The organism is Geodermatophilus sp. SYSU D00700 (assembly GCF_054050255.1).
Genome location: NZ_JBJGZA010000009.1, coordinates 58,422 through 74,337, shown reverse-complemented (window position 1 = coordinate 74,337; position 15,916 = coordinate 58,422). Strand labels below are relative to the sequence as shown.

The following is a 15,916-nucleotide window of genomic DNA, read 5'->3' as shown; positions in this document are numbered from 1 at the left end:
CCTCGTACCCTGGTTCGACGTGCCCCGGCAGCTGACCGTCCTCCCCGCGCCGGACGATCCCGACGGCGTGCTGCGCACCGTGCTGCCCGCCGTCCGCGCGGCCCTCGACGGCGGTCCGCCGGTGGCCGTCCTCCCGTCGGGTCCCGCCGCCGCGGCCGCCCGCGCGGTCCTCGCGCCGGACGAGCCGCTGGAGGACGGCGCCGACGTCGTCGTCGTCACCTCCGGCTCCACCGGCGGCGGCCGCGGGGTGCTGCTGTCCGCGGCGGCGTTGCGGGCCTCGGCCGGCGCCACCGCCGACCGGCTCGGCGGACCCGGCGCCTGGCTGCTCGCGCTGCCGGTGTCGGCGGTCGCCGGGCTGCAGGTGCTGGTCCGGTCGGCCCTGGCCGGCACCGCGCCCACGGTCCTCGCGCCGGGCGAGCCCCTCGCCGCCGCGGTCGCGCGGATGCCCGCCGGCCGCCGGTACGCCTCGCTGGTGCCCACCCAGCTGCGCCGGTACCTCGACTCGGAGCCCGGCGCGCTGCGCGCCCTCGACGCCGTCCTGGTGGGCGGCGCGGCCACTGACCCCGCCCTGCTGGCCCGGGCCCGCCGGGAGGGCGTGGCCGTGGTGACCACCTACGGGATGACCGAGACGTGCGGCGGCTGCGTCTACGACGGCGTCCCGCTCGACGGTGTCCGGGTCCGGGTCGAGGACGACGGCGTCGCCATCGCCGGTCCCGTGCTGGCCCTGGGCTACCGCCGCGACCCGGGCGCGACGGCGGAGGCCTTCGCCGGCGGCTGGTTCCGCACCCGCGACGCGGGGTCGACCGGGCCGGACGGGCGGCTGACCGTCACCGGCCGGCTCGACGACGTGGTGGTCAGCGGCGGGGTGAACGTCGCGCCGCAGGCGGTCGAGGGCGTGCTGCGCGAGCACCCCGACGTCGCCGACGCCGTCGTCTTCGGCCGGCCCGACGAGGAGTGGGGGCAGCGGGTGGTGGCCGCCGTCGTCCCGGCCGCGGGGACCAGCCCGGACCTCGCGACGCTGCGGCCGTGGGTGGCGCAACGGCTCGGCAGGCCCAGCGCCCCGCGGGAGCTGCACCTGGTCGACGCGGTGCCCACCCTGCACACCGGCAAGCCCGACCGCCGCGGCCTGGCGGCCGCGCTGGCCGGCGGCCGCTGATGGCCACGCCCGCGCAGTGGGTGGCCGGCGCCCGGCCGCGCACCCTGCCCGCGGCGCTGGCGCCCGTGCTCGTCGGCACCGGCGCCGCCGCCGCGCTCGACGGGTTCCGGCCCGTGCCGGCGCTGCTGGCGCTGCTGGTCGCCCTCGCCCTGCAGGTGGCGGTGAACTACGCCAACGACCACTCCGACGGGAAGCGCGGCACCGACGCCGACCGGGTCGGCCCGATGCGGTTGGTGGGCTCGGGCGCCGCACCGGCTCGCCAGGTGCTCGCCGCCGCGCTGCTCGCCTTCGCCGTCGCGGGCGTCGCCGGGCTGGTCCTCGCCGCGCTGTCGAGCTGGTGGCTGGTCGCCGTCGGGGCGGTCTGCATCGCGGCCGCGTGGACCTACACCGGCGGCCCGCTGCCCTACGGCTACCGGGCGCTGGGCGAGGTGTTCGTCTTCGTGTTCTTCGGCCTGGTCGCCGTCGCGGGGACGACGTTCGCGCAGACCGGCCGGGTCGAGGGGCTGGCGCTGGCGGCCGCGGTGCCCGTCGGGCTGCTGTCGGTGGCGCTGCTGGTGGTCAACAACCTGCGCGACATCGCCGGGGACGCGGTCGTGGGCAAGCGGACGCTGGCGGTGCTGCTGGGCGACCGTGCCACCCGCCTGCTCTACGTCGGGCTGCTGGCCGGGGCGTTCGCCGTCGTCGTCGCGATCGGCGTCGTCCGGCCGTGGGCCCTGCTGGCGCTGCTGGCGGCCCCGCTGGCGGTGCCGCCGTCGCGGGTCGTGCTCTCGGGTGGCCGCGGGCCGGCGCTCATCGCGGCGCTGCAGGCCACCGGGCTGCTCACGCTGGCCACCGGGGTGCTGCTCGCCACCGGCCTCGCCCTGTCGGGCTGACCCTCTCCGCGGGTCAGGCGGCGTCGCCGGAGAGCCGGGCGCGGAACTCCTCCTTGGCGCGGCGCTTCTCCTCCGAGCGCATGACCAGCGCGACGCTGAGCTGCTCGCGGGAGCGGCGCAGCAGGAAGTACGACACCGGCATCGACAGCAGCAGGCCGAACAGCAGGCCCGACCAGAGGTCGAGGCCCACCATCCACAGCACCACGGTCAGCAGCGCGAAGACGGCCAGCCGCCCGATGGTGTGCACGAGCAGCCAGGGCAGCACCCTCGGCCGCACCGCGGGCCGCCCGTCCGGGCCCACCGGCGTGACCGGCGTGCGCTCCTGCTCAGCCATGACGGCCCTCCCACTTCGTCGACAGCACCACGGTGGTGCGGGTCCGGGCGACGCCCTCGATCCTGTTCAACGCGTTGATCGCCGCCTCCAGTGCCGGGATGTCGGTCACCCGCACCTTGAGCACGAAGGCCTCGCTGCCGGCCACCCGCCAGCAGTCCTCCACCTCGGGCATCGCGCGCAGCGCCGCCTCGACGCCGTTGTCGTCGACCGAGTCGCTCTCGATGACGCCGACCAGCGCGGTGACGTCGAGCCCGAGCGCGACGGGGTCGACGACCGCGCGGTAGCCGGTGATGGTCCCGGCCGCCTCGAGCTTGCCGACCCGCTCGTGCACCGCCGGGGCGGACAGGCCGACCTGGCGGGCGAGCTCGGCGTAGCTGGCCCGGCCGTTTGCGCGCAGCAGGTCGATCAGCTGCCGGTCGACGGCGTCGATGTCGGGCTCCATCCGGACGGGGCGGGGGTCTGCGCGGGCGCGCGTCCCGCGCGGCACCGCCAGTATCCCAGCGGTCGTACAGTGGCGGTGAGGCCCGATCCGAGGGGGTGCGCCAGGTGGCGTTCGTGGTGCTGCTGGTGGTCGCCGTGGCCGTGGTCGTGCTGGTCCTGCGGGCGACCGCCGCCGCCGGCGGTGCCGTGCGCCCGCCGCGGCCGGCCCGCCGCCCGCGCCCGTCGCGTGCCACCCGTCCGGTGGCTCCCGACGACGACCCGGAGTTCCTGCGCGAGCTCGGCCGCCGCGTCCGCCGCGACGACGGCTCCCCCGCCTGACCCTCGCGACGCCCCTCTCGCGCGCTTCCGCGGAAGTGCACGGCTCCTAGGCGGCGGAGCCGCCGAACACCCGCCGCCAGCCGCGCCGGGTCGGCGCCCCGAGCTCCGCCCCCGCCTCTGGACCTGCCTCGTCCGGTGCGACGTCCCCGGCCGCTCCGGCCCGGGGGACGTCGGGGACGGCGTCCATCCGGGCGGTCTCGCGGAGGACCTCGTCCAGGGACCCGGGCCAGCCCAGGCCGCCGCCGGTGGTGGTGTCCCCGGGCCAGCCCAGGCCGCTCTCGGTGCCCTCCTCGGTGCCCTCGTCGGCAGCGGAGGCGTGACGGGTGCCCGCGGCGGCGGGCTCCTGGCGGGCGAGTGCCGCGGCGACGATCGGGTCGGTCCCTGCGCCGTCGGCGGCGGTGTGCCTACCCACAGCAGCCTCCTGTGCGTGAGCCCCCCGTGCGTGCGGTCATGGCGTCAAGTGGAGCACGCGACCCCCGCCGTGGCCGTCCACACCCCCTGCAGGAGGGGTGGGAGGGGTCTGGGAGGTGGATGGGACGCGATTCAGTCGACCCCGCCATAGCTGTGCAGCCCGGTGGACACCATGTTCACGTACAGCAGGTTGAACACCATGACCGCCAGGCCGACGACGTTGACCCAGGCCGCGGGGCTGCCCCGCCAGCCGGCGGTCGTGCGGGCGTGCAGGTAGGCGGCGTAGACCACCCAGGCGATGAAGGCCCAGGTCTCCTTGGGGTCCCAGCCCCAGAAGCGGCCCCAGGCGCTCTCGGCCCAGATGGCACCGGCGATGACGGCGAAGGTCCAGATCGGGAAGCCGAAGACCGCGGTGCGGTGGGCGACCCGGTCCAGCGAGGCGGCCGACGGCATCCGGCCCACGATCCGGGCGTCGGAGACGTCGCCGCCGCGGGCCTCGTACCGCGAGCGCACCAGGTACAGGACGCTGGCGATGCCGCTGACGAAGAAGATGCCGAAGCCGAGGATCGCCGTCGTCACGTGCACGGCCAGCCAGCTCGACCGCAGCGCGGCCACCAGCGGGCCGCTCTCGACGTAGAGGAACAGCCCGATCGCGACCATGCTGAGCACCACCGGCGCCAGCACGAACAGGCCCAGGTGCCGCAGGCCGGGCGAGCGCAGCGCGAGCACCAGGAAGGCCACGACGGCGACGAGCACGACCGCGGTCGCGAACTCGTACATGTTGCCCCAGGGCAGCCGGTCGGTGGCCAGCCCGCGGGCGACGAGGACGCCGGTGTGGGTGAGCGCGCCGGCGGCGGTGAGCAGCATCGCCACCCGGCCCCAGCGGCGCACCGGCGCGGGGTCGTCGGGCAGCGCGCCGGCCCGGGACGCCCCGCCCTCGGCCGGGCCGCCGGCGTCCCCGGCGGCGCCGGCGCCGACCAGTGCCCGCTCCCGGGCCGGGCGGCGGCCGAAGGCCAGCTGGGCACAGAAGGCGACGACGGCCAGCGAGTAGAGACCGACGCTGGTCGAGAACAGGGTGTCCGACAGGGCGGACAGCTGGTCGGCGGTCACGCGGGTGCGCCTCCGGTCTCCGGTGCGGCCCCGCCGTCGGGCGGGGTGCGGGTCACGTCGTGGGTCGGGGCACGGGCGGCGAGGACCGCCCGCAGGTCGTCGGTGAGGGCCGCGAACCGCGGCGCGCCGTCGCCGCTGCCACGGGTCAGCGCCCCGACGTCGAGCACGCTACCGCCGCTGGGCGCGGCGGTGGCGCGGGCGAAGAGGCGCTCGCGGCGCAGCAGCAGCATGCCCAGCAGGCCGGCCAGCACCGCGACGGCGGCGCCGAGCACCCACAGCTGGCCGGGGTCGTGCGAGAACTGCATCGCCGCGAACTGCGAGTAGCCGGTGAAGGTCACCGTCGTCCCGTCGGGCAGCGTCAGCGACTCCCCCACCGACAGGTTCGCCCGGCCGACCTCCGCCAGCCGGCCGCGCTCGATCTGCGAGGCGTCCAGGGAGTACACCGACTGCGGCAGCCCGGAGTCGAGGCCGAGGTAGCCCTGGAAGGCCACGATCGCGACCTGCGGTGCGAGGGGCCGGGGGTCGATGGAGGTGAGGATGCCGCCCTGCACCAGGCCGGTGGGGGCGAAGAAGCCCTGCAGCGCGAGCTGGTCCTCCGCCCCGGCGCCGAGGTCGGGGAGCTTGAGGGCGCCCTCGCTGGCCATCGTCGACTGCTCGGTGGGGAGGAACGGCGCGGAGACGTCGTCGAAGGCGGTGCCGTCGGGCAGCGTCACGGTGAACCGGGGGCTGAAGCCGTGGCCGGTCACGTAGACGCGGTCGCCGTCGACGCGCAGCGGGTCGTTGACGCCGATCGTCGTCGGCCGGCCCTCCTCGCCCGGCGCGCCGTAGGTGATGTCGGCGGTGAACGACGCGGCGGTGAGGTCCTCCTCGTACTCCGCGCGGAAGTCCTCGAGGCCGACGCACAGCGGGGTGAGGTCACCGCTGTCGACCAGCGCCCCGGCGGAGTAGGTGTCGTACTGCTGGAACGCGTTGCAGAACCGCTGGCCCTCGGTGACCAGGATGCTGCCCTCGTAGCCCCACAGCTTGCCCCCGGCCAGGCCGAGCAGCAGACCGACGAGGGCCAGGTGGAACACCAGGTTGCCGGTCTCCTTGAGCAACCCCTTCTCGGCCGAGAGCTCGGCGACGCCCCCGCGCTCGCGGCGGACGACGCGGTAGCGGCGCACCCGCAGCTCCTCCTCGACGGCGTCGAGGGCGTCGGCGGCCGGCAGCGGCGTGGGCAGCTGCGTGGAGTCGGGCAGCCGGGTCAGCCGGCGCGGCGCCGGGGGCGGCGGGGTGCGCAGCGCGCGGGCGTGCTCCAGGGCGCGCGGCAGCACGCAGCCGATGAGCGAGACGAACAGCAGCAGGTACACCGCGGCGAACCACGGCGAGCTGAAGACGTCGAACAGGTACAGCCGGTCCAGCAGCGGCGCGAGCGTCGGGTGGTCGGCGAAGTACTGGCCGACGGCGCTCTGCGACAGCGAGCGCTGCGGCAGCAGCGAGCCGGGGATGGCCGCGAGCGCGAGCAGGAACAGCAGCACGATCGCCGTGCGCATGGCGGTGAGCCGGCGCCACTGGCGCAGCGCGAACCCGCCGAGCCGGCGGGCGGCGGACGGGCGCGCGGGCGGCGGCGGGGCCGGGGCCTGCCGGGGCGGGGCGGTGGTGGTCACAGCGGCGACTCCCCCAGCCCGGTGACGGCCAGCCAGGAGCGCAGCCACGCCATCATCTCGGTCCAGGCCCCGGTCAGCAGCAGCAACCCGACCACGACCAGCACCGCGCCGCCGAAGCGGGTGACCGCACGGGCGTGCCGGCGCAGGAACGCCGTCGCCCCGACCGCCCAGCGGGCGCCGAGGGCGACGAGCACGAACGGGATCCCGAGCCCCAGGCAGTACGCCACCGACAGCAGCGCGCCGCGGCCGGCGGTGGCCTCGGTGTAGGCCAGCGAGTAGACCGCCGACAGCGTCGGGCCCAGGCACGGCGTCCAGCCCAGGCCGAAGACGACGCCGAGCAGCGGCGCGCCCGCGAGCCCGGCGGCCGGGCGCACCGAGAGCCGCGCGGTGCGCTGCAGGAACGGCAGCCGCCCGAGGAAGGCCAGGCCGACGACGATGACGACGACGCCCATGACGCGGGTGATGACGTCGTCGTACTGGACCAGCAGCCGGCCCAGGCCGCCGAAGGCGGTGCCCACGGCGACGAAGACCGCGGTGAAGCCGAGGACGAACAGCAGCGCGCCGAGCACCATCCGCCCGCGCGGGGAGCGCTCGTCGGTGCGGACGGCGGTGGCGGTGGCACCCGCGGTGGCACCCGCGGTGGCGCCGTCACCGGTCGGTGCCGGCGCGGTGGACCGCACCCCGCTGCCGACCAGACCGGTGACGTAGGACAGGTAGCCGGGCACCAGCGGCAGCACGCAGGGCGAGGCGAAGCTGACCAGCCCGACCAGCGCCGCGACGGCCGCGGCCACGAGCAGCGGGCCGTCGGTGACCAGCGCGGCGAACTCCTGCCCCACCTCAGCCCTCCCCGAGCAGCCGGTCGACCACGGCGCGCAGGTCGTCCTGCGCGACCGCGCCGGTGTAGACGGCCGCCACCCGGCCGTCGCGGTCGAGGACGATCGTGGACGGGATCGCGGTGGCGGGGTAGTCCCGGAAGGCGAGCGCGACCTCGCCGGCGGGGTCGTAGAGCGAGGGGAACTCGATGCCCTGGCTGTCGACGAACGCCTGCGCGAACTGCTCGTCGACCTCCTTGACGTTCAGGCCGAGGAAGGCCACACCCTCGTCGCGGACCTCGGCGTAGACCTCCTGGAACTCCGGCGTCTCCACCCGGCAGGGCGGGCACCACGACCCCCAGAAGTTGAGGACGGCGACCTGCCCGGCCAGCTCGTCGGAGGTCCAGTCGCCACCGCCGAGCAGCGTGCCGCCGAAGTCGGGGGCCGGGGCGCGCTCGGTCTCGGGGATCACCTCGCCGGCCGGGGTGGCCGCCACGAACCGGTACTCGCCGCCGTTGGTGACGTCGGCCCGGCCCTCGCCGGTCGAGCAGCCGGCGAGGAGGGCGAGCGCCGCGGCCGCGGCGGGCAGCAGCCGCCTCCCGGGGCCCCCGCGGGGACGTGGAGCGCCAGCGGAGCGTTCCCGTGGGGTGGTCATGCGCCGGGCACCGCGTCGGGGTCGGTGGCGCCGGCCGGCTCCGCGTAGTCGATCCGCGTGACCTCGTCGCCGTCGTAGGTCACCGACGTGACGCTGGCCAGCCCGCACTGCCGGCGGCGCGGGTCGTGGGTGTACCGGCGGCCCTCCAGGTGCAGCCGGAGCGTCCAGATCGGCAGCTGGTGGCTGACGCAGACGGCGGCGGCCCCCCGTGCGGCGTCGCGGGCGGCCTCCACGGCGAGCAGCATCCGCGCGGCGATCTCCACGTAGGGCTCGCCCCAGGACGGCCGCACCGGGTTGCGCAGCTTCCACCAGTGCGCCGGCGTCCGGAACACGCCGCGGCCGCCGGCGACCCGCAGGCCCTGGAAGGCGTTGCCGGCCTCGATCAGCCGGTCGTCGACGGCGACCGGCAGGTCCAGCGCCTCGGCGACGGGGGCGGCGGTCTGCCGGGCCCGCTCGAGCGGGCTGGAGTACAGGTGGGTGACGCCGCGGCCGGTCAGCCACTCGGCGGCGCGCTCGGCCATCACCTCCCCGGCGGGGGACAGCCGGTAGCCCGGCAGGCGGCCGTAGAGGACGCCGTCGGGGTTGTGCACCTCCCCGTGGCGGAGCAGGTGGACGACGGTGGTCTCCATCAGGGCTGCAGCTCCTGGGCGTCCTTCGACTCGGCGTCGGACGGCGCGTCGGCGGGGTCGGCGGCCGCGGCCGCGCGGGCGGCGGCGGGCAGCGCGTCGAGCACCCGCTGCACGGCCTCGTCGTCGAGCGCGGCGCTGACGAACCAGGACTCGAACGCCGACGGCGGCAGGTACACGCCGCGGGCGAGCATCTCGTGGAAGAACGCGCGGTGCGCCGCGGTGTCCTGGGTGCGGGCGTCGTCGTAGTCGCGCACCTGCCGCTCGTCGGGCACGAAGAAGACGGAGAACATCGAGCCGGCCTGCTGCACCCGGTGCGGGACGCCGGCGGCGAACAGTGCCGCGCTGGTCGCGCCGCGCAGGGTGACCGCGACCCGGTCGCAGCGGGCGTAGACGTCGTCGGTGCAGTGCCGCAGCGTGGTCAGCCCGGCGGCGACGGCGACGGGGTTCCCGGCCAGCGTGCCGGCCTGGTAGACCGGCCCGGTCGGCGCCAGCTGCTCCATGAGGTCGGCACGCCCGCCGAACGCCGCCGCCGGCAGCCCCCCGCCCATGACCTTGCCGAAGGTGAACAGGTCGGCGTCGACGGGGTCGAGGCCGTACCAGCCCGAGCGCGAGACCCGGAAGCCGGTCATCACCTCGTCGAGCAGCAGCAGCGCGCCGTGCTCGGCGGTGATCCGGCGCAGCTCCGCGTTGAAGCCCTCCCGCGGCGGGACGACGCCCATGTTGCCCGGGGCGGCCTCGCTGACCACGACCGCGATCTCGGCGCCCCGCTCGGCGAAGACCGCCTCGACGGCGGCGACGTCGTTGTAGGGCAGCACGATCGTGTCGGCGGCCGCGCCGGTGGTGACGCCGGGGGTGTCGGGCAGGCCGAGGGTGGCCACGCCGGAACCTGCCGAGGCCAGCAGCGCGTCGACGTGGCCGTGGTAGCAGCCGGCGAACTTGACCACCAGCGGGCGGCCGGTGGCGCCGCGGGCCAGCCGGACCGCCGAGAGCACCGCCTCGGTGCCGGAGTTGACCAGCCGCACCCGCTCCACCGGGGGCATCCGGTCGATGATCTCCTCGGCCAGCTCCAGCTCACCCTCGGTGGGGGTGCCGAAGGAGAAGCCGCGGCGGGCTGCGGCGGTGACCGCCTCGACCACGGCCGGGTGGGCGTGGCCGAGGATCATCGGGCCCCAGGAGGCCACCAGGTCCACGTAGCGGCGGCCGTCGGCGTCGGTGAGCCACGGGCCCGAGCCCTGCGCCATGAACCGCGGGGTGCCACCGACGGCGCGGAAGGCGCGCACCGGCGAGTTGACGCCGCCGGGGGTGACGCGCTTCCCGCGGGCGAACAGGTCCGCGGAGACGGGTGCCGCGTAGTCGTACCGGGTGGTGTCCAGCGAGGTCACGGCCCCAGTGTCCCCCTGCCGCCCGGGAGCCCGTCGGCGGCGTCGGGGTCGGCGGCCTGTGACGTGCCACTCCCCGGCAGGGCGGCGAGCAGGGCACCGGTGAGGGCGGCGGGGTCGCGGGTGGGCACCAGCACGGTGCGGCCGTCGGCGAGCCGCAGCGGCAGGCCGGTGCGCCCGCGGGGCACCGACCAGCCGCCGCCGAGGACGGGTGCGCCGGCATCGACGCCCGCCGTCCCCTCGCGTACGGCGCGCAGGTGGGCGGCGTCGACGTCGGCCAGCGGCACCCGCTCGCGGCCCACCGACAGCGCGCCGTCGGGACCGCCGCCCTGCACCCGGACCGTCCACACCCGGCGGGCGGCCGAGCACAGGGCCGCGGCGACGCCGAGCGCGGCCAGCGCGACGAGCGCCCAGGCCGGCGGCGGCAGGCCGGGCCCGGGCAGCACCACGTCGAGGGCGCCGAGGACGGCGAGCGCGGCGGCGGTCAGCCAGAACGGCCGCCAGGAGCCGCCGGGCTCGACGTGCGTCACCGGCGCAGCAGGTGCGCGGCCTCGACCGCCCAGTAGGTCAGCACCTGGCCGGCGCCGGCCCGCCGGATGGCGGTGAGCGTCTCGAGGATGGCGCGCTCGCGGTCGATCCAGCCGTTGCGGGCGGCCGCCTCGACCATCGCGTACTCGCCGCTGACCTGGTAGGCGCTGACCGGGACGTCGACGGCGTCGGCGACCCGCGCCACGACGTCCAGGTAGGGCAGCGCGGGCTTCACCATGACGGCGTCGGCGCCCTCCGCCAGGTCCTGGGCCACCTCGCGCAGCGCCTCGTCGGCGTTGGGCGGGTCCATCTGGTAGGTCGAGCGGTCGCCGAACTGCGGCGCGCCCTCGGCCGCCTCGCGGAACGGGCCGTAGAAGCCCGAGGCGTACTTGGCGGCGTAGGCCAGGATCGGCGTCTCGGTGTACGCCGCGCCGTCGAGCGCCCGGCGGATCGCGGCCACCTGCCCGTCCATCATCCCGCTGGGGGCGACGACGTGGGCGCCGGCCTGCGCCTGGGCGATGGCCACCGACGCGTAGCGGTCCAGGGTGGGGTCGTTGTCGACGACGCCCGCCGGGGTGACCAGCCCGCAGTGCCCGTGCGAGGTGTACTCGCACAGGCACAGGTCGGCGATGAGCACCAGCTCGTCGCCGAGGTCCTCGCGCAGCCGGCGCAGCGCCACGTTGACGATCCCGTCGGCGGCGTCGGCCTGCGAGCCGGCCTCGTCCTTCTCCGCGGGGACGCCGAACAGGACCAGCCCGCCGACGCCGGCCTCGGCCGCCTCGTGCGCGGTCTTCCGCAGCGAGTCCAGCGTGTGCTGGACGACGCCGGGCATCGAGCCGACCGGCACCGGCTCGTCGATGCCCTCCTTGACGAACACCGGCAGCACCAGGTCGGCCGGGGCCACCCGGGTCTGGGCGGTGAGCCGGCGCAGGGCGGGCGTCGACCGCAGCCGGCGCCCGCGGGCGAAGCCCGGGCTCGACCCGCCCTGCGCCGGGCTCACTGCCCGGCCTCCGCGCGCCGGGCCTCGGCGAACTCGGCCAGCGCGTCGACCAGCGGGCCGACCGCGGCGGTCTCGGGCTGGACGTCCACGCGCAGGCCGAACTCCTGCGCGGTGGCCGCGGTGGCCGGGCCGATCACCGCGACGACGGTCTTGGCGTGCGGCTTGCCGGCGATGCCGACCAGGTTGCGGACCGTGCTCGACGAGGTGAAGCACACCGCGTCGAAGCCGCCGCCCTTGATCGCCTCGCGCACCGGCGCCGGCGGCGGCGCGGCCCGCACGGTCCGGTAGGCGGTGACGTCGTCGACCTCCCAGCCGCGCTCCTGCAGGCCCGCGGCGAGGGTCTCGGTGGCGATGTCGGCGCGCGGCAGCAGCACCCGGTTGATCGGGTCGAGGACGTCGTCGTACTCGGGGAAGTCGGCCAGCAGGCCCTCGCTGGACTGCGCGCCGCTCGGCACGAGCTCGGGCACGATGCCGAAGGCCCGCACCGCGTCGGCGGTCTGCTCGCCGACGCAGGCGACCTTCACACCGGCGAAGGCCCGCGCGTCGAGGCCGAGCTCGGCGAACTTCTCCCGGACCGCGCGCACGGCGTTGGCCGAGGTGAACACGATCCAGCCGTAGCGGCCGGTGACCAGGCCCTTGATCGCCCGGTCCATCTGGGCGGCGCTGCGCGGCGGCTCGACGGCGATGGTGGGCACCTCGACCGGCACCGCGCCGTAGGCCCGCAGCCGCTCGCTCATGTCGCCGGCCTGGTCCTTGGTGCGCGGCACCAGCACCCGCCAGCCGAACAGCGGCCGGCTCTCCCACCAGGAGAGCTTGCCGCGCTTGTCGACGGCCGAGCCCACGGTGGCCACGACCGGGCCGGTGAGGCCGCCGAGGTCGGCGGTCTTCTCGGCGACGGCGGCCAGCTTGGCGACGACGCTCTTCTGGCCGGTGCCCGAGCCGCCCGCGGTCACCACGACCGGGGTGCTGCCGGACAGGCCGCCCTCGACCAGCCGCGCCGCGGCGTCGGGGAGCTGCTCGGCGCCGGCCTGCAGCACCACGGGCGCGGCGAGGGCGGCGGCCGCGGCGGCCAACGCGGGCAGGTCGACGTCGCCGTCGCGCAGGTCGGCGGTCAGCGAGGTGCCGCCGAGGGCGACGCCGGCGAAGGCCGGCACCGCGGTGGCCGGGGCGACGCCGGGCACCACGTCGAAGGGCACCGACGTGCGGGCGACGGCCAGCACCTCCTTGACCGCGTGCTCGGAGGTGTAGGGGTCGCCGGCGACCAGCCGGACGACGACGTCGCCGTTCTTCGCCGCGGCGACGGCGCCCTTGGCGACGTCGGCCGGCTCGCCGCTGACCGGGGCCGGCTCGAGGCCCGGGCGGCCGTCGCGGACGGCGTCGGTGAGGGTGGCGGGGACGTCCGGGTCGACCAGCACGACCGTGGCCTCGGCCAGTGCGGCCGTGGCCCGGGCGGTGAGCATGCCGGGGTCGCCGGGGCCGGCGCCGACGAAGACGACGCGGCCTGGGGTCTTGCGGAAGCGCGTCATCACGAGCTCCTGGTCCTTGTTGGTGTCGTGGCCCTGGGGTGGGCGTGTGCGGGGGTCGAGGGGGCCGGGGCGTACCGCCCGGCCGGGTGGGCCCGGCGGGTCACCGGGAGGCCGCCACGAGCGCGGCGGCGCCGCGGTCGAGCAGGTCGGCGGCGAGCTCGCGGCCCAGCCGCTCGGCGTCGCCGACCGGGCCGGTCACCGAGCCGCGGACGCCGTCGCTGCCGTCGATCGCGGTGACCGACGCGCGCAGGTACAGCTCGGGACCGTCGTCGCCCTCGGCCAGCTCGGCGTGCGCGGCGACCGGGGCGCTGCACCCGGCCTCGAGCGCGGCGAGCGTGGTCCGCTCGGCGAGCACGGCGGCGCGGGTGCCGGGGTCGTCGAGGGCGGCGAGCAGCTGCAGGGTGCGCTCGTCGTCGGCGCGGCACTCGACGGCCAGCGCGCCCTGCGCGGGCGCGGGCAGCACCTGCAGCGGGTCGAGCACCTCGGTGACCGCGTCGAGCCGGCCCAGCCGGGCCAGCCCGGCGCGGGCGAGGACGACGGCGTCGAGGTCGCCCGGGACGACGCGGGCCATCCGGGTGTCGACGTTGCCGCGGATCGGCACGACCTCCAGGCCCAGGCCCAGCGCGCGCAGCTGCGCCATGCGGCGCGGCGCCCCGGTGCCCACGCGGGCGCCGGGCGGCAGCTCGCCGAGGGTCAGCCGGTCGCGGGCGACCAGCGCGTCGCGGGGGTCCTCCCGCGGCGGGACGGCGGCGAGCACCAGCCCGGGCTCGGGCGCGGTGGGCAGGTCCTTGTAGCTGTGCACGGCGACGTCGACGGTGCCCTCGAGCAGCGCCTGCCGGATGGCGGTGACGAAGACGCCGGTGCCGCCGAGCTGGGCGATGGCCGCGGCCGAGCGGTCGCCCTCGGTGCTGATGTGCACCAGCTCGACCGGCACGCCGCTGGCGGCGGTCAGCGCGTCGGCGACGGTCTGCGACTGGGTGCGGGCCAGCTGGCTGGCGCGGGTGCCCAGCCGCAGCGTCGCGGTGGTCTGGGAGGTCACGATCCGCCTCCGGGACGCAGCTCGTCGGGGTCGACGGCGACCGCCTCGGCCAGCCGCGGGCCGTCGGCGGGCACCTCGGCGTCGAGACCCAGGCCGAACAGCGCGCGCAGGGCGTCGGCGTAGTCGACGCCGCCGGGGGTGCTGGCCAGCTCCTTGACCCGGACGGTCGGCTCGTGCAGCAGCTTGTCGACGACGCGGCGCACGGTGCGGGCGATCTCGCTGCGCGCGCGGGCGTCGAGGTCGGGCAGCCGGGCCGCCAGGCGCAGCAGCTCCGCGTCGACCACCTCGGCGGCCTGGCTGCGCAGCGCCGAGACGGTGGGCGCGACGGCGGCCGCCTGCCGCTCGGCGCGCAGCAGCGCGGTCTCCGCCTCGATGAGCGCGTGCGCGGCGGCGACGTCGTCGGCGGCGACCGCCCCGGTCCCCCCGGTGGCCGAGCGCTCGCCCTGCAGCAGCGCGAGGTCGACGACGTGCACGCCGGGCAGCGCGGCCACGCCGGGGTCGACGTCGCGCGGCAGGGCCAGGTCGACGACGGCCAGCGGCCGGTCGGCCCGGCCGGCCATCGCGGCCGCGACGACGTCGGTGCCGACGACCAGCCCGGTGGCGCCGGTGCACGTGACCAGCACGTCGGCGTCGGCGACCGCCGTCCGCAGGTCGGCCATCTCGGCGGTGCCGCCGTCGACGGCGGCCGCCAGGCGGGCAGCGGACTCCGGCGAGCGGCTGGCGACGGTGACCAGCGCGCCGCGGCGCGAGAGCGTGCTGGCCGCGAGCGCGCCCATGGAGCCGGCGCCGACGACCAGCGCCGGACGGCCGGCGAGCGGGCCGATGCGGTCCTCGGCGTGGTCGAGGGACACCGTCACCAGCGAGGCACCGGCGCGGTCGATGCCGGTCTCGGAGTGGATCCGCTTGCCCACGCGCAGCGCGTGCTGGGCCACCGGGTGCAGGCAGCGGCCGACCGTGCCCTCCTCCTGCGCGAGGGCGTACGCCGCGCGGAGCTGGCCGAGCACCTGGGTCTCGCCGACGACCATCGAGTCCAGCCCCGCGGCCACGGTGAACAGGTGGGCGACGGCCTGGTCCTCGTAGTGGACGGTGACGTACGGGGTGAGCTCCTCGACCCCGGCGCCGGCCTGGCGGGCCAGCACGCGGCTGACCTCGGCGACGCCGCCGTGGAAGCGGTCGACCTCGGCGAAGACCTCGACCCGGTTGCAGGTGGCCAGGACCAGCGCCTCGCTGACGTGGTCGCTGCCGACCAGCTCGTGCAGCGCCTTGACCTGGTCGTCGCGGGTCATCGCGAACTGCTCGAGCAGCGCGACCGGCGCGGTCCGGTGGCTGATGCCGACGGCGAGCAGGCTCATGCCATCCCCCCGGCGGGCGCGAGGCCGGCGTCCAGCGGCGTGCCGGGGACGGCGCCGCGCTGCTTGTCCAGGAAGGCCAGGACCTGCAGCTCGACGGAGAGGTCGACCTGGCGGACGTCGACCCCCGCGGGCGCGGTGAGCGTGACCGGCGCGAAGTTCAAGATGCTCCTCACCCCGGCCGCGGTGAGCCGGTCGGCGACCCGCTGGGCGACCTCGGCGGGCGTCGCGATGACCCCGATGGTCGCTCCGGTGGCGGCCACGACGTCCTCGAGCTCGGTCACCGGCCGCACCGGCAGGCCCCCGATCCGCTGGCCCACCCGGGCCGGGGAGGCGTCGAAGAGGCCGACGAACTCGAAGCCGCGGCTGCCGAAGCCCCCGTACCCGGCCAGCGCCGCGCCGAGGTTGCCGATGCCGACGAGGACGCACGCGTGCGCGGTCTCCATGCCGAGCACGGCGGCGATGCGGTCGCGCAGCGTGGCGACCTCGTAGCCGACGCCGCGGGTGCCGCAGGGGCCGAGGTGGGAGAGGTCCTTGCGCAGCCCGGCCGGGTTCACCCCGGCCGCCGAGGCCAGCTCGCCGGAGGAGACGGTGGTGCGACCGCTGTCGGCGAGGCCGCCGAGCACCCGCAGGTACACGGCCAGCCGGGCGACGGTGGCCTCCGGGATCCGGGGCCGCGACTGCATCACGGGCCTACTCCACAGCGGTCGC

18 protein-coding genes are annotated in these 15,916 nt (G+C 77.1%); 3 read left to right on the top strand and 15 right to left on the bottom strand.

From position 1 onward, the window contains the following. Positions 1-19 precede the first annotated feature (19 nt). Positions 20-1,156: an o-succinylbenzoate--CoA ligase gene (gene menE / locus ACI79V_RS09680; protein WP_456888705.1), complete on the top strand. Its 1,137-nt coding sequence runs from the start codon at positions 20-22 to the stop codon at positions 1,154-1,156. Next, positions 1,156-2,028 carry a 1,4-dihydroxy-2-naphthoate polyprenyltransferase gene (locus tag ACI79V_RS09675; RefSeq protein WP_456888704.1) on the top strand — a complete coding sequence of 291 codons (873 nt, stop codon included), beginning with the start codon at positions 1,156-1,158 and terminating at the stop codon, positions 2,026-2,028. The genes menE and ACI79V_RS09675 overlap by 1 nt, the downstream gene beginning before the upstream one ends. Before the next feature lie 13 nt (positions 2,029-2,041). Here the strand turns inward: ACI79V_RS09675 and ACI79V_RS09670 are convergent, their stop codons facing one another. After that, positions 2,042-2,362 (bottom strand): DUF4229 domain-containing protein, encoded by a 321-nt coding sequence (locus ACI79V_RS09670; RefSeq protein ID WP_456888703.1) that lies wholly within the window; start codon positions 2,360-2,362, stop codon positions 2,042-2,044. Then, entirely contained in the window at positions 2,355-2,804 is a 450-nt protein-coding gene (locus tag ACI79V_RS09665) for an Lrp/AsnC family transcriptional regulator (RefSeq protein WP_456874361.1), read from the bottom strand. The genes ACI79V_RS09670 and ACI79V_RS09665 overlap by 8 nt, the downstream gene beginning before the upstream one ends. Positions 2,805-2,908: 104 nt before the next feature. Between ACI79V_RS09665 and ACI79V_RS09660 the strand changes: the two genes are divergently transcribed. Next, complete coding sequence (locus ACI79V_RS09660) at positions 2,909-3,121, top strand: hypothetical protein (RefSeq protein ID WP_456874362.1); 213 nt, start codon at positions 2,909-2,911, stop codon at positions 3,119-3,121. 46 nt (positions 3,122-3,167) lie between these two features. Here the strand turns inward: ACI79V_RS09660 and ACI79V_RS09655 are convergent, their stop codons facing one another. The 13 genes from ACI79V_RS09655 to ACI79V_RS09595 all read right to left on the bottom strand — a co-directional run bounded on the left by ACI79V_RS09655 (position 3,168) and on the right by ACI79V_RS09595 (position 15,891). Further along, positions 3,168-3,533 carry a hypothetical protein gene (locus ACI79V_RS09655; RefSeq protein ID WP_456888702.1) on the bottom strand — a complete coding sequence of 122 codons (366 nt, stop codon included), beginning with the start codon at positions 3,531-3,533 and terminating at the stop codon, positions 3,168-3,170. Between the two features lie 131 nt (positions 3,534-3,664). Then, positions 3,665-4,642 (bottom strand): c-type cytochrome biogenesis protein CcsB, encoded by a 978-nt coding sequence (gene ccsB, locus ACI79V_RS09650; RefSeq protein WP_456888701.1) that lies wholly within the window; start codon positions 4,640-4,642, stop codon positions 3,665-3,667. Next, positions 4,639-6,288, bottom strand: coding sequence for a cytochrome c biogenesis protein ResB (resB, locus tag ACI79V_RS09645; RefSeq protein WP_456888700.1), 1,650 nt, complete (start codon positions 6,286-6,288; stop codon positions 4,639-4,641). The genes ccsB and resB overlap by 4 nt, the downstream gene beginning before the upstream one ends. Further along, entirely contained in the window at positions 6,285-7,124 is an 840-nt protein-coding gene (locus ACI79V_RS09640) for a cytochrome c biogenesis CcdA family protein (RefSeq protein ID WP_456888698.1), read from the bottom strand. Before ACI79V_RS09640 ends, resB begins: the two co-directional genes overlap by 4 nt. Position 7,125: 1 nt before the next feature. Then, positions 7,126-7,755 (bottom strand): TlpA family protein disulfide reductase, encoded by a 630-nt coding sequence (locus ACI79V_RS09635; RefSeq protein ID WP_456888697.1) that lies wholly within the window; start codon positions 7,753-7,755, stop codon positions 7,126-7,128. Then, positions 7,752-8,384 (bottom strand): histidine phosphatase family protein, encoded by a 633-nt coding sequence (locus tag ACI79V_RS09630; RefSeq protein ID WP_456888696.1) that lies wholly within the window; start codon positions 8,382-8,384, stop codon positions 7,752-7,754. Before ACI79V_RS09630 ends, ACI79V_RS09635 begins: the two co-directional genes overlap by 4 nt. Further along, on the bottom strand, positions 8,384-9,766 hold the full coding sequence (gene hemL, locus ACI79V_RS09625; protein WP_456888694.1) for a glutamate-1-semialdehyde 2,1-aminomutase: 1,383 nt from the start codon (positions 9,764-9,766) through the stop codon (positions 8,384-8,386). The genes ACI79V_RS09630 and hemL overlap by 1 nt, the downstream gene beginning before the upstream one ends. Then, positions 9,763-10,293, bottom strand: coding sequence for a hypothetical protein (locus tag ACI79V_RS09620; protein WP_456888692.1), 531 nt, complete (start codon positions 10,291-10,293; stop codon positions 9,763-9,765). Before ACI79V_RS09620 ends, hemL begins: the two co-directional genes overlap by 4 nt. Beyond that, the gene (hemB, locus tag ACI79V_RS09615) at positions 10,290-11,291 is read right to left on the bottom strand and encodes a porphobilinogen synthase (RefSeq protein WP_456888689.1); all 1,002 of its coding nucleotides are present in this window, start codon (positions 11,289-11,291) and stop codon (positions 10,290-10,292) included. Before hemB ends, ACI79V_RS09620 begins: the two co-directional genes overlap by 4 nt. Then, entirely contained in the window at positions 11,288-12,817 is a 1,530-nt protein-coding gene (locus ACI79V_RS09610) for a uroporphyrinogen-III synthase (protein WP_456888686.1), read from the bottom strand. The genes hemB and ACI79V_RS09610 overlap by 4 nt, the downstream gene beginning before the upstream one ends. A gap of 100 nt (positions 12,818-12,917) precedes the next feature. Then, positions 12,918-13,856 carry a hydroxymethylbilane synthase gene (gene hemC, locus ACI79V_RS09605; RefSeq protein WP_456874373.1) on the bottom strand — a complete coding sequence of 313 codons (939 nt, stop codon included), beginning with the start codon at positions 13,854-13,856 and terminating at the stop codon, positions 12,918-12,920. Continuing rightward, positions 13,853-15,208 carry a glutamyl-tRNA reductase gene (locus ACI79V_RS09600; RefSeq protein ID WP_456888684.1) on the bottom strand — a complete coding sequence of 452 codons (1,356 nt, stop codon included), beginning with the start codon at positions 15,206-15,208 and terminating at the stop codon, positions 13,853-13,855. Before ACI79V_RS09600 ends, hemC begins: the two co-directional genes overlap by 4 nt. Continuing rightward, positions 15,205-15,891 carry a redox-sensing transcriptional repressor Rex gene (locus tag ACI79V_RS09595; protein ID WP_456888790.1) on the bottom strand — a complete coding sequence of 229 codons (687 nt, stop codon included), beginning with the start codon at positions 15,889-15,891 and terminating at the stop codon, positions 15,205-15,207. The genes ACI79V_RS09600 and ACI79V_RS09595 overlap by 4 nt, the downstream gene beginning before the upstream one ends. Positions 15,892-15,916 lie beyond the last annotated feature (25 nt).

What these genes read in the sequence shown, in the direction of transcription:
- ACI79V_RS09635 (WP_456888697.1), bottom strand. Translation starts at nt 7,755, where the DNA reads ATGACCACCCCACGGGAACGCTCCGCTGGCGCTCCACGTCCCCGCGGG.
- ACI79V_RS09600 (WP_456888684.1), bottom strand. Translation starts at nt 15,208, where the DNA reads ATGAGCCTGCTCGCCGTCGGCATCAGCCACCGGACCGCGCCGGTCGCG.
- ACI79V_RS09630 (WP_456888696.1), bottom strand. Translation starts at nt 8,384, where the DNA reads ATGGAGACCACCGTCGTCCACCTGCTCCGCCACGGGGAGGTGCACAAC.
- ACI79V_RS09665 (WP_456874361.1), bottom strand. Translation starts at nt 2,804, where the DNA reads ATGGAGCCCGACATCGACGCCGTCGACCGGCAGCTGATCGACCTGCTG.
- ACI79V_RS09675 (WP_456888704.1), top strand. Translation starts at nt 1,156, where the DNA reads ATGGCCACGCCCGCGCAGTGGGTGGCCGGCGCCCGGCCGCGCACCCTG.
- ACI79V_RS09595 (WP_456888790.1), bottom strand. Translation starts at nt 15,891, where the DNA reads ATGCAGTCGCGGCCCCGGATCCCGGAGGCCACCGTCGCCCGGCTGGCC.
- ACI79V_RS09610 (WP_456888686.1), bottom strand. Translation starts at nt 12,817, where the DNA reads ATGACGCGCTTCCGCAAGACCCCAGGCCGCGTCGTCTTCGTCGGCGCC.
- ACI79V_RS09670 (WP_456888703.1), bottom strand. Translation starts at nt 2,362, where the DNA reads ATGGCTGAGCAGGAGCGCACGCCGGTCACGCCGGTGGGCCCGGACGGG.